The sequence below is a fragment of the Gloeomargarita sp. SKYB120 genome (genome assembly GCA_025062155.1).
In the GTDB taxonomy this organism is placed as follows: Bacteria; Cyanobacteriota; Cyanobacteriia; order Gloeomargaritales; family Gloeomargaritaceae; genus Gloeomargarita.
In genome coordinates this window covers 62,669-74,813 of record JANXAM010000009.1, presented here as the reverse complement: position 1 = coordinate 74,813, position 12,145 = coordinate 62,669, and the positions used below count along the sequence as shown (strand labels likewise).

Below are 12,145 nucleotides of genomic sequence, written 5' to 3'. Positions count from 1 at the left end.
TGGTGACAACTTCGATGCGGTCGCCGGGCTGGATCAGGGTTTCTGACCAGAAGGGCCGGTGGAGAATTTCACCGTTGTACTCAATCACCACTGGTTTTTGCTGCCAACCCCGCTCCTGTAACACCTGCGCCAGAGACAGGTGCGGTCGGCATGGATAGCTTTCGCCGTTGAGCCAGAAGGTTGCGGTCGCATCCATCGCTGTTTCGAGAGAGAAAAAATGGACCGATTGACATGCTAGCGGAATGATGGCTCGACTGGGTGTTTGAGAATCTGGGCCACCCTAAGTAAATTGTGCTCCGCATCCGCCAGCAGTGTAAAGTTATGGGAAAGGGCAAACTTTTTTCCCTCTAGTTTGATAAATACATCATCAAAACCATTCGTTGCTAATCCGAACACGGGAAACTGGGGCGATGCAGACCTATAGGCTAGGGCTTGGAGAACATTAAAGCCACCCCGCTTGCCTGCGATGAGAACCAACCAAAACTGTTCCCGAACCGTCAAGGCACGAATCCGTCCTTCCAGGGCACTCTCCTCTCATCGGTATCCACTGTGGTTTCAATAGACACCCACGTTTCACCGCGGACATGATAAGGCGGATCGCACAATCCTAAACCATCTAGCAGAGGAGCAAGCAAAATAATGTTCAACGTTCCCTCGCTGACCTCTCCTTCTTCCAAGTAATGCAGGTAACGCTCGCTGAGATGGTTGACATGACGCGTTTCTTGGTCACTCAAAGCAGGTAATGAAACTTGGCACTCCCAGAAAAAGTTAGGGTTAGGGGTGCGTTCAATTCCCAAGTAGGTGCGTACATCTGGGAATCACCAAACGGTTATCACAGCCACAATACCTAAGCGCTTTTAAGTAGGCTGGCAATCGCAGGGGCCAGTTCCTTGATCAGAGGAGCAAAGATGACGGCAGCACCAGCAGTAATCACAATCGTTGTAGCCATGCGCACCATGCCATCTAAACCTTTTGTGTAGGCGCTCAGTTCGATTTCCAGCTTATCCATCCGGTTCTCGAGCTTATCCATCCGGCTCTCCAATCGGTCCATGCGGCTTTCCAGCTGATCCATACGGCTTTCGAGCCGGTCCATGCGGTTCTCAAGCTGGTCCAACCGGCCATTGATGTTGCGCAGTTCCGTAAGCACCTGTTGCTGAAAGTCTTGGGGTGTCAGTTCCGCTTGCATTGACCACCTGTGTTTCACCTATGGCTAGTGTACCCTTCAGGGGGCGAGGGCCTGTTGTAAAGGTGTGACCGGCGGGTTACTCACCAACTGCAAGGGCAAGGGATTGCGCGTCAATCGCCGGGCATAGGCGGCGGTGAGAAAAGGGGCAAATTCGCTCCGTTGGGCTAGATGTACCTGGGCAAAGGCCAACGTCAGAACGTTGATATACAACTGGGCAACTTCCGGCGCTGGACCAACCACGTCAATCGGTAAGGGAATGCCGGTTGTATTCTGTCCCAGCACGGAAAAATGGCTGGCGCCTTCAATGAGGGCTAAATATCGCTGGGGGCTGCCGAGCCAGGTCAACGGCAAAATTTGTTCATCCAAGGCTGGCGCAGCGACGTCTTGAGTGGCAGCTACGATGAGGGTAGGGACTTTCACCTGGGCCAAACCAGTAGGACCGAATAGGTCGCTGCCGACCGGGTTAATTGCCACGACACCCACCACCCGTTCATCGCGAAACTGCACCGGAGGATTGGACAAGCGCCGGCCTGGGCATTGCAGTAACAGCGACAGATTCAGGGCCACTCCCTGCTCTACCTGGGCGCACACTTGGGATAAATGGGCTAGATTCAACCGGGCACCCCCCACGGCCAGCGCTGTGTAGCCCCCGTAGGAATGTCCGACCACCAGGACTCGCTCTCGGTTAATGGGTTGGTCGGCAAGGGCGTCCAGCACAAAGCGGATGTCTTGGGGCCGGTCCACCAACTCCTGGGGAATGATGTATTCGTTCGCTTGACCGTCTAACACCTGTTGCAGGCGGCGAGCATCACTGCCAGGGTGTTCGGGTAAAACGACGGCCAACCCATAAGATGCCAGATGTTCAGCGAGATAGGCAAAACTCTGGCGACTGTCCCCCAGGCCGTGGGAAATGACAACGGTGGGCGGGTTGGGTTGCGCTGGCGACGGGTGTCGGTTAGAGTCAGGTCTTTGACCTGCCAAGTGACAGGACCGCGCTGGGTTAAATCGGGAAGATTGGGGGGTAGGGACTGGCGACGAGCCTGCTGGAGAAATTCCTGGTTCAAGACGGCCAGGGCATGGTTGACTTGGGTGATGTAGCGATTGACTTCGGTGATAACAGCTAAACCGCGCACCAGATTCAGCCGGATAGTCGTGCCTGGAAATTCCCGCAATATCCGCAAAAAAGTTACACCGCCGGGTTGTTGAGCCGCCCGCAGCGTAGCGGTTTTCAGGGCATCGGCTTTCACCCCGTTCTGTTTGTACAACTAAACCGAGACGGTTCAATAACACCCGCCCGGTGGAGGTGCCAAAGACCCGCTCCACAGCTTCTGGGGCGACAGCAATCGGTTGTTGCAGGGTGGCAGTGAAACGGGCTAACTCCGCAGCGGGTAACTGGACCACCAGCGGCTGAAAACGGCTGGGCACCTGTCCGGTTTGGATGTAAGTTTCCAGGTTGGCCACCGTGACGGCAAATTCTAAAGGGCCATAGCTGAGCAGTAAAGTTTCGGCAGCCTGGACTCGTCCCCCGCCCAGCGTCAAAAGCATGGCTCCTAGCACCGACCAACCCCACCGTCGCATCATGGAGGGAGAATCACGATAACACCCCTTGTCAAGATATAGCCAAGCCATCTATGGTTGTCAGCCCTTGAGTCCCGGAGCACGGCCCCGCCTTTGGGTTTCCTCTCCTCTTTCTGACAAACTAAAGCAGCTTAGCTATAGCAGGTTGGCAGCAATGGTTCCCAGACTGGTGCAACAACTGCAACACCTGGCCCGAGGATACAGGGGTTTTCATACGCCAGGGCATCAACGGGGCAAGGGTGCGCCAGACGGTTTACGCCAGTGGTGGGGAGAGGCGGTCTTTCAAGCGGATTTGAGTGAAATTCCTGGTTTGGATAACCTGGCGCAACCGGACGGATTGCTCCGGGACGCTCAAGCGCGCGTCGCTGAAATCTTTGGAGCGCAACACACGTGGTTTTTGGTGAACGGGGCCACGGCGGGGGTGTTAGCGGCTCTCCTGGCTGTACATCGCCCAGGGGGACAAGTCATCCTACCCCGGAATGCCCATCAATCAGTCATTCATGGCCTGATGCTCACAGGCGCTGAACCCATCTTTCTCACACCCGCCTGGGATGCGCAACAGCAAGTGTGGGGGGGGATAACGCCAGCGCAATTGACAGCGGCCTTCCAGCAATCGGGAACGGCCAACATCACAGCAGTGGTGCTCCATTCCCCAACGTACAAAGGGGTGTGTGGCCCGGTGGCCGAATGTGTTGCCATTGCTCATCAACACCATGTTCCGGTGATCGTTGATGAAGCCCATGGCGCCCATTTCCCGTTCCATCCGGCGTTACCCCCGTCGGCTTTGACCAGCGGCGCAGACCTAGTGATTCATTCCACCCATAAGGTACTGACGTCGTTGACCCAATCGGCGCTGTTGCATCTCCAGGGGACACGGGTATCGCCCCAGCGCGTCCAGCAGTGTTTGAACTTGATCCAGACCACTAGCCCCAGCTACCTGCTTTTGGCGTCTTTAGCGGCCAGCGCTGAACAAATGGCGGCCCAAGGGGAGCCACTGTTTGAGGCCCTATTGAACCGCGTGGGTTGGCTAATAGACCAGATTCAGCAATTGCCAGGTTATCAAGTCCTGAGAATTGATACTGCTATTCCTGGATTTGCTGCCCAAGACCCGACCCGTTTGGTGATTCAAACCCAGCGCCTGGGTCTGACGGGGTTTGCTCTGGATGAGTGGTTACATACGCAGCACCGCATCACCGCCGAATGTCCCGATTACAGCGATGTGACGTTTATCCTGACGCCCTGGCACAGCGATGCGGATTGCCAAGCCCTGGTCTCGGCTCTAGCCCAGAGGTCACCCCAGCCCCAGCCATTGCCGCCTGTACCGTTGCCCCCTGTAACCAAAGCAGTCTTATCGCTCCGGGAAGCGTTTTTTGCGCCCCACACCCTGGTTCCCTGGTCCGCTGCCGTGGGTCGCGTCAGCGGGGCGGTGGTTAGTCCTTACCCGCCAGGAATACCGGTGTTGCTGCCAGGAGAATTAATCACAGCCGAGGTCAGCGAGTATCTAACAACGATCCAGCGCTTGGGGGGGCAAATCATTGGCCTGCAGGAGCAGCAGATAGCGGTGCTCAGTAACTGGTGAACATGCGGATCAAGTACCCCAGCACCAGACCGACCAGCAAAGCCACCCACTGCCCCGATTCGATGAAGTTATTCCAGGCGTTGCTGATGTCAGCCAGAATGTCGGGGCTGGACTGCTGGGCAATCACCACCCAACTGGACAGGGCCATCAGACCAGGATAAAGCCACCCTTTCGGGAACTGCGGTTTCATGGGCATCTCTCCATCGGGATCACCCTATGATTAAACCGCAAATATCCCTGCCGGTGGCGATTTAGTAGTGATTCCCGACTTTGCGATGGTGAACTGCCGTCAAGCCATCCGGTTTGGCAACCCGCCCGTCCTGCACCGTGGCATAGACGATCCAGTGGTCGGAACACTCCATGCGGCTGGCGACGGTGCATTCTAGGTAGGCCAGCGCTTCGGCGAGAATGGGAGAACCGTTTTTCGCCGGTTGGGTTTTCACCCCCGCAAAGCGGTCTTCCCCAGGACCAAATCGCTTCAAGAAATGTTTCATCAGATGCTGGTAATTGCCCGCTTCCAAAACGTTTAGGACAAAGGTATCGCCCACCTGCATCAAGGCTTCGATGGCCCGGTCTTTGGCAACGGCGATGGTCAATCCCAGGGGCTGGAAACTCGCCTGGCTCACCCAACTGGCCAACATCGCTCCACTGCGGTCACCCTGGCGTGCGGTAATGATGTATAGCCCACTACTCAACCGCCCCAAGGCCCGGTCGAGGTCGTTATCGAGGGATTTCATCTGCTGGATGGTGCGGTCGCGGTTGACCCATTGCCCCAAGTCAGTACCCGCTTCTTCCGCCCGCTGGTAGGTCGCCGGGGTAGGGGCGCTGTCTAGCCGTAGCGGGGGAAACGCCATGGTTAACCCTAAATCCCGCAGCTTGGCCGCCAGCAGGTGTATATTGTCGTCCTGGCCCCCGCCAGATTCAAACAGGCCGAAGCTCTGCTTGGCGTGAACCGAACCCAGGATTGTGCCAATCACCGCCCGCAGGTGCTCCGCCCACTCGCCACTGACTGGTGGCATGCCAATCACCACGCCCTGGCTGCGCTCTACCAGTTCCCGCACGTCCTGCAATTCCGCTGCTTTCATATCCACCATTTCCACCGCCGTGCCGGTCTTGGTGATCCCGTGGGCAATGGCTTGCGAGAGCCGGTCGCTGTAGCCGTAGTCCGCCACGTAGAAGACGGCAATTGTGGTGCCACTTTTTTCCTGGTTTTCGCTCCAGTGGCGATAGCGGTCGATCCAATCGGGAATGTGATAGCGCAACAAGGGGCCGTGACCCGTGGCAATCAGGCTGGGTTGACCCAGGGGGGCTAACCGTTTCAAGGCCGCCAGCACCGACCGCGCGTTGGGTCCCATCAAACAGTCGTAGTAGTAACGAAAGTCATCTTCAATTTCAGTCAGGGATTCGTCGTACAAGGTCTCGCGGCAATAGTGCATCCCAAACACGTCGCAGGTGAACAGAATCCGGGTGGCATGGTCCCAGGTCAACATCGTATCGGGCCAGTGCAGGTTGGGAGCGCTGATGAATTCCAATACATGCCCCCGGCCCAGGTCAATCTGGTCGCCCTGTTTCACCTGCCAGCGTTGATAGGGCCGATGCACAAAATCATCCAAAAATTGCAGCGCTACTTTGGACCCCACTACTGTCACCTGGGGCGCCAACTCCAGAATGTCTCGCACCAAGCCACTGTGGTCGGGTTCCGTGTGGCTGATGATGAGATAGTCCAGAGTTTGCAGGTCAATCAGTTCTTGTAACCGAGGGATGTACAATTCCCGAAACTTGGCGTGGGAGGTGTCCACCAGGGCGGTTTTGTCCGCTTGGATCAAAAATGAGTTGTAGGTGGTGCCGTTCTGTAACCCAAATTCAATATCAAACCGGTCGCGGTCCCAGTCTAGGGAACGAATCGCTGTGGTATCTGCACCAATGGTTTCTACTTGCAGGGATAAGCGTTTTGACTTTGGTGGTGTGGCGGTGGTCACCATGTCCATCCCCCCTTTGTTTACATTTTTTTATGATTTCTCCTTTTATGGTAATGGAACCGGGGTGGCTCGGCACGGAAGAACCTTTGTTTTTAATGAACTGAGGGATAATGGAAAATTATCAAAACCTGGCATGGAGCATGGCCAATCCCCTGTTTCGTACCCTGCGACCCCCTGTCCTGCGGAGTTTACAAGGCTTGACGGTTTGGCGCGACCAGCTCTTAACGCTCGACCCCCGCTCGGGTTACCTGGCGCTGATGGACCCCCACACGGAAAACCTACGCATTCTGAATCGAGACACAACCCACTACCTGCGGGACATTGGCGGCTGGTACCTGGAGGGAGAAACGCTCTGGTTTACGGATGGGGACCAGGTGTACACCAGCACGTGCCATATCACCGACACGCTGTGGCATCTGGCGGAACCCCAGTTGGTGTGGACGTTGCCGGACCGGGTCGAAGGCATTGCCAAGCTGGGGAAGCGGTTGTACCTGAGCAGTCGCGGGCGGGGGTGTCTCTGGGTTGTGGACTTGGAACAAGGAAAACTGCGGGACTGGCCAGCACCAGGCGTGGGGGTGATCCAGTTGACGTTTATTGGGGAGACCCTGTGGGCCTGCGATGACACCGAACAGAGCGTTTATCAACTGCATCCTGAAACCGGTCAGGTGGAATTGACCGTGATCACGCCCTACGAGCATCCAGTGGGGCTAACCCAGTGGCAAGGACGCTATTACGTGGCCTACAGCGACGAGGAACCCTACATCCGCGACGAACCCAATGCCAGCCCGCCGTTGCAGTTGGGGTTTCGGGACCGGGTGTTTATCCATCCCCTGGTGTTTCATTACTACCCCGACGGGCACTACACCCTGAGCAATGGCTTTGTCCTGGAGTTGAGCTACATCGAGGAGTGGTCGCCGGTGGAGGCCGTGACCTTGGAACAGTTGGAATGGCGGATTGCCTTGCCCGCAACGACCGACCGCCAGCGGGTGCGTTCTGTTGAACCGGTAGGGCGGCCCTTTGAACTGGAATGGGAGGAGGGACAGCCGGTGGCCGTGTTTCGGTTTGACCGGTTGGATGAGCGGCAAGCCCTGGTGTTCGGTTGGAAAGCGGTGTTGGAGGTCTTTAGCATCAAGTACCACATTCCCCCCGGTGCCAGCGAGTCGGTCCCGCCCCTGGAGCCAGAGATGCAACAGCGCTACCTGGTGGACGACGACGACCTGAGCATGGACCAGCCCATCATCCAACAGGCGGCCAAGGAGGCGGTGGCGGGTGCGCAAACGTTTCCCGAAAAGCTGCGGGCGATTCGCAACTATGTCTATGACCGGCTGCGCTACCAGATGAAAGGCACCATTGACCCGCCGCACATTGTCCTGCAACGGGGCACGGGTTCCTGTGGGGAATACGTGGGGTTGTTGCTGGCGCTGCTACGGCTCAATGGCATTGCCTGCCGGACGGCGGGACGCTACAAATGCCCCCGAACGCCGGAGTTAAAACACGTTCCCTTGCTGCCCCAGTTCAACCACGTGTGGCTGGAGGTGTATTGGCCCGGGCGGGGCTGGTTGCCCTTGGAATCCAACACCGACCATCTGCAAGACCGGCCCTGGTTGCAGTTGCAGCGGTTTTTCCTGGGCTTGGGCTGGTTTCACCTGGAGTTGGGCCGGGGGATTCGCTTTGAGCGGATTCGTTTGGCGGATGGTTCGCGCCCCGACGTGGGATTGGGGGATTTGGCGATTAACTACATTCGCTGCGTCATTTACGAGGAAATTGCCCCGCCTACCCCACCCGATAAATAAACGTCAAACCGGCCCAGGTGCTGGTGTCCAAGCTGTAGGTGTCTTTGCTGGGGTTGCTCGGGTTGCTGACGCTGTGCAAGTGCTGGAGAACCGCTTGGGCCAGGGACAGGGGTTCAGGTGGGAGCGAAGCCGGCCAGGCCACCGGACTGAGGAGCAAACGGAGCTCGGCCAAGCCGGGGTGGGAAGGTGCGTTGACGGTCAAGGTGGTGGGCGTGTCCGGCAACAGCGTCTGCACAGGGTAGGTCTGGATGAACTGGCTCGGGTGAACAGTCAAAGGCAAAACGGCCAAGGGTTGTACCGCCCGGTGAGTGATCTGACAGGTTAAGGAGCTGCCAGCGGGCACAGTCGGTAAGGACAAAATGCCGTTGTTGGCCGGTGGGGTTGCGGCGGGAACCGAGGTCTGGCTGAGCAACAAGGTGTTATCCCGGCGCAGGTGAACCGTCGTGGCGAAGGGATGAGCCGGATTGTCAGTCAACGCTAGGAATTTGGCCGCCAGCAGCGTGTGGAAATGGGGAGTGAGTCGTTTGATAGCGGCTTTAACCGTTTCATCGGCGGCGCCTTCAGTTCCCGGAAAGAGGTCATGCCCCGGTGAAAACAACCCGTAGGTAGTCGGCGTCACCCGTCCAAACAAGCAGTCGGCGCTTTGTTCCCCAGCTTTCACCGTCCGCACATAACCCAAGTTATCCAAAGCGCTGGTGGCATCCACCCGTTCAATTCGCTCCAGATTGGTATCCAGGGCCACCGTCAGTTGGATGTGGCTGGGAATGACGCGCACCCGTTCCTGCACCCATTCCCCGACTTGCACCGGCCCTTGGGCTGTGGCTTTCACCAATAACCCCTGGCGCGTGCGCACCGTCAAAGGCGTTCCCTGCACTGTCACCAGTTGGGATTCCGGTGCGAGATGAGCCAGCAACCAGGGGGGGACCCCCGCCAGCACGCAAGCGACATCACTGTCGTTCACATCCACCACTCGTCCGGCTGCTCTAGGTGCCACCGGCAACCGCTGGGGGGAACCCACCACTTCCGGCGTTTGCTGGGAACCCACCGTCTGGGCAATTTGCGCCGCCACATCCACTAGCACCGAGCCGGAGGTACTTCCCCACAGGGTTTGGGTCAGGGCATAGGTCAGGGTCCCGGCGCTAAATCCTGGCCAGAGGGCTTCGGTGGCCACCGTACCGGGACGGGCGGCGCGAATCAACACACCTGGCGGTTTGGGGGCGTTGGGGAACTGGCGCGATTCATCCAGCGACACGATGGGGGGACAGGCCCGCACCCGCACATTCCCACAGGCAAAACTCCCCGGATAGTCGTAGCCGGTATCCAGCACCGTCATCACCTGGTCGGTAGGCAGTTGCCGCAACCATTCCAGCCATTCGGCTTCCGTGATCCAGGTAGGAGTTTGTAAGCCATCGTGGGGCAACAGCGCTGGTTGACCATCCCGACTGCCATAGCCGCTGAAATGCACCACCACTACGTCGCCGGGCCGGGCTTGCTGGTGCAAATGCTCCCGAAACGCCTGGGCAATCTGGTCGCGGGTGGCCTGCGCATCGGTCAACGTCAACACGTCCGCCGGCTCAAACCCGAATCGCCCGCACAGCAATTCCCGTTGCAACCACACATCGGTGACGCAGCCGGACAGGGATGGGGTTTTGGTGGCATTGGGGTACTGGTTGATGCCCACCAGCAACGCCAGCTTGCGGGATGTCGGAGCCGCCAAAACCCGTTGCGCCCGCCCAAGGGTGAATCCGATCCCTGCGAGCGCCGCCTGGATCAGTGACCGTCGGCTGTAGCCCATGGGTTTACTCCCGCATCGCGGCCATCAAAATCGCTGCCACTTCGGGCCGACTAAATTCCGGCGGCAAGGGTTCGCCCCGGCGCAACAACTCCCGCACCTTGGTACCCGATAGATGAATCCGCTCTTCGGGACGGCTAGGGCTGGTCTTGCTGGTGGCCATGCTCTGGGTGCGGGTGCAGTAAAACGCATGTTCAAAAAACAGGGGGGTGATTCCCAGCGCCTGCGGGTCAAACTCCCGGAAAATTTCCTGGGCTTCGTAGGTGCCGTAGTAATTGCCCACACCCGCGTGGTCCCGCCCAACGATGAAGTGGGTACAGCCATAGTTTTTGCGCACCAGGGCGTGGAAAATCGCTTCGCGGGGTCCGGCATAACGCATCGCCGCTGGATTCACCCCCAGCACCACCCGCTCCTTGGGGAAGTAATGCTCAATCACCACTTCGTAACAGCGCATGCGCACATCCGCCGGGATGTCATCACTTTTGGTAGCCCCCACCAACGGATGCAAAAACAAGCCGTCCACAATCTCTAAAGCGCATTTCTGGATGTACTCGTGGGCGCGGTGAATGGGATTGCGGGTTTGGAACCCCACAACGGTTCGCCAGCCCCGCTCCTGAAACACTTGGCGGCTCTTGGCGGGGGGCAAGTGATATTGGGGAAAGGGTGGTGCCGGTAATTCCCATACCCAGAGGGGTCCCCCCAGGTACACAGGTCCCTGTTCATACAATGCCTGGACGCCGGGATGAGCCATTTCCGTGGTTTTATAGACCTTTTGGGCTTCCCGTTCCCGGTCGGGGCGATAAATGTCTTGAATTTCCATCACGCCGACGTCCAGGCCCTGGGGACTGTGCAGTCGCACCCACATCCCTTCCCGCAAGGATGCAGCCAACGTTTCCGATACCCCCAACGTAATCGGCATACTCCAGGGCAACCCGCTGGGCAAGTGCATGGTCTCCACCACGGCCTGGTAATCCGCCTGGTTCATAAATCCTGTCAACGGGCTAAACCCCCCTGTGGCGATCATCTCTACATCCGACATGGCCCGCTCGCTCAAGGGGATACGGGGAGCCGCACGAGTACGTTCTTCCCACAGCGCCCGCTCTTGCCCTGACACCAGCCGATTGATCAACACCCCCCCATGGGGCGCAGGTCCTGCGTACACCGGTTCCACCAGCAATCCACCACTGCTTGTATCCTACCGGATTTTTTCAACGGTATAACCGGGTACAAATGCTTACCGCCCGTTTCATGAGTATAGCTAAAATCACAAAACTTAACACAATCTACGGATAGTTCCATTGACCAAAGATTGCAGATTTTTGATTGGACTTACCTGTAACTTACGCACCTTTTGCTCAATCAATCGGATGCGAATTTGGCGAATATCTGGGCAAATGTATCAGTTCACACCCAGCCGACTCCACCACTTGCTTGATGACCTTAGACCGATGGCAACTAGCATTATCCAACACCATCTTTCTACCGGGTCCAATGGCTGGTAGTAACCACTCACGTAACCAGGTTAAAACCACCTGTAAATTGCAGTTACCTATCCATGTCAATGGCTCAATTAATCTCCCCAAATATAGCAGGAAACATTTAGGTTGTCGCGCTTGAGAAGCAACCAATAGGAAAACATGTAGGTTTCCGGTTGCTGCCCATGTCAAGCATTCTGTGCTCAGCTATAGTAACCACCCATCATACTAACCCTTTCACGTTGTCTACCCATCTTTTTGCCATAGACTCTCTCCCCTTTTACACCCCAGCCATACGCATAAACTGCTCGCTGGTCAATGCCGGATTGGTCTACGGCTTCACATCCTTCATTCTCTCTAGATACGCCTGTCGCTCTTATTCGTCTTGCTCTTGGTAGGATTAAGCGTCCTACAAATCGTCATACTAGCCACCATTTCCTTCTGAGTCAGACTGGGATTTGCCCGGACAAACTTGCGAAATTTATGACTATGCCCCTTTTGGTAAACAATCACCGGTTTCAGAGTAACGTGCGATATCTCACTCCGACAAGTGTTGTACTCCCTACGACCGCTTCAATGGCTTTCTGACGCAGACCCGTGCTGTAAGGCATAGACATCGCTCCGTAACCGTTCAGCCTTATTTTACGTCAGACTGAATGTTTTTAGCTATAGCAAGTGTTGAGACTGGAAATGGTGTGGGGATGACTTAGTTTGTCAATAGAACTCGTCAGTGTATTCGGAGCATTTTACTTACTCAAGTAAC

At 56.9% G+C, this 12,145-nt stretch carries 10 protein-coding genes; 2 read left to right on the top strand and 8 right to left on the bottom strand.

Features of this window, described 5'->3' with window-relative positions; genetic code table 11:
* The 4 genes from thiS to NZ705_05245 all read right to left on the bottom strand — a co-directional run.
* A partial coding sequence (gene thiS / locus NZ705_05260) for a sulfur carrier protein ThiS (GenBank protein MCS7292370.1) occupies positions 1–196 on the bottom strand: 196 nt, incomplete at its 3' end.
* Between the two features lie 651 nt (positions 197–847).
* Entirely contained in the window at positions 848–1,186 is a 339-nt protein-coding gene (locus NZ705_05255) for a hypothetical protein (GenBank protein ID MCS7292369.1), read from the bottom strand.
* Between the two features lie 36 nt (positions 1,187–1,222).
* Positions 1,223–2,086, bottom strand: coding sequence for an alpha/beta fold hydrolase (locus tag NZ705_05250; protein MCS7292368.1), 864 nt, complete (start codon positions 2,084–2,086; stop codon positions 1,223–1,225).
* On the bottom strand, positions 1,969–2,451 hold the full coding sequence (locus NZ705_05245; GenBank protein ID MCS7292367.1) for an alpha/beta hydrolase: 483 nt from the start codon (positions 2,449–2,451) through the stop codon (positions 1,969–1,971). The genes NZ705_05250 and NZ705_05245 overlap by 118 nt, the downstream gene beginning before the upstream one ends.
* 467 nt (positions 2,452–2,918) lie before the next feature.
* Here NZ705_05245 and NZ705_05240 point away from each other — a divergent pair, with 467 nt between their 5' ends.
* Entirely contained in the window at positions 2,919–4,343 is a 1,425-nt protein-coding gene (locus tag NZ705_05240; GenBank protein ID MCS7292366.1) for an aminotransferase class I/II-fold pyridoxal phosphate-dependent enzyme, read from the top strand.
* Here the strand turns inward: NZ705_05240 and NZ705_05235 are convergent.
* A complete protein-coding gene (locus NZ705_05235) occupies positions 4,330–4,539 on the bottom strand; it encodes a hypothetical protein (protein MCS7292365.1) in 210 nt (69 codons plus the stop codon). The two genes, NZ705_05240 and NZ705_05235, sit on opposite strands and share 14 nt — an antisense overlap.
* A 55-nt stretch (positions 4,540–4,594) precedes the next feature.
* Positions 4,595–6,331 (bottom strand): diflavin flavoprotein, encoded by a 1,737-nt coding sequence (locus NZ705_05230; protein ID MCS7292364.1) that lies wholly within the window; start codon positions 6,329–6,331, stop codon positions 4,595–4,597.
* 131 nt (positions 6,332–6,462) lie between these two features.
* Between NZ705_05230 and NZ705_05225 the strand changes: the two genes are divergently transcribed.
* Complete coding sequence (locus tag NZ705_05225; GenBank protein MCS7292363.1) at positions 6,463–8,115, top strand: transglutaminase family protein; 1,653 nt, start codon at positions 6,463–6,465, stop codon at positions 8,113–8,115.
* Here NZ705_05225 and NZ705_05220 read toward each other — a convergent pair.
* Complete coding sequence (locus NZ705_05220) at positions 8,096–9,910, bottom strand: caspase family protein (protein ID MCS7292362.1); 1,815 nt, start codon at positions 9,908–9,910, stop codon at positions 8,096–8,098. The genes NZ705_05225 and NZ705_05220 overlap by 20 nt on opposite strands.
* A 4-nt stretch (positions 9,911–9,914) precedes the next feature.
* Positions 9,915–11,078 (bottom strand): sulfate adenylyltransferase, encoded by a 1,164-nt coding sequence (sat, locus tag NZ705_05215; protein ID MCS7292361.1) that lies wholly within the window; start codon positions 11,076–11,078, stop codon positions 9,915–9,917.
* Positions 11,079–12,145 lie beyond the last annotated feature (1,067 nt).

What these genes read in the sequence shown, in the direction of transcription:
- NZ705_05235 (MCS7292365.1), bottom strand. Translation starts at nt 4,539, where the DNA reads ATGCCCATGAAACCGCAGTTCCCGAAAGGGTGGCTTTATCCTGGTCTG.
- NZ705_05255 (MCS7292369.1), bottom strand. Translation starts at nt 1,186, where the DNA reads ATGCAAGCGGAACTGACACCCCAAGACTTTCAGCAACAGGTGCTTACG.
- NZ705_05220 (MCS7292362.1), bottom strand. Translation starts at nt 9,910, where the DNA reads ATGGGCTACAGCCGACGGTCACTGATCCAGGCGGCGCTCGCAGGGATC.
- NZ705_05240 (MCS7292366.1), top strand. Translation starts at nt 2,919, where the DNA reads ATGGTTCCCAGACTGGTGCAACAACTGCAACACCTGGCCCGAGGATAC.
- NZ705_05230 (MCS7292364.1), bottom strand. Translation starts at nt 6,331, where the DNA reads ATGGACATGGTGACCACCGCCACACCACCAAAGTCAAAACGCTTATCC.
- NZ705_05225 (MCS7292363.1), top strand. Translation starts at nt 6,463, where the DNA reads ATGGCCAATCCCCTGTTTCGTACCCTGCGACCCCCTGTCCTGCGGAGT.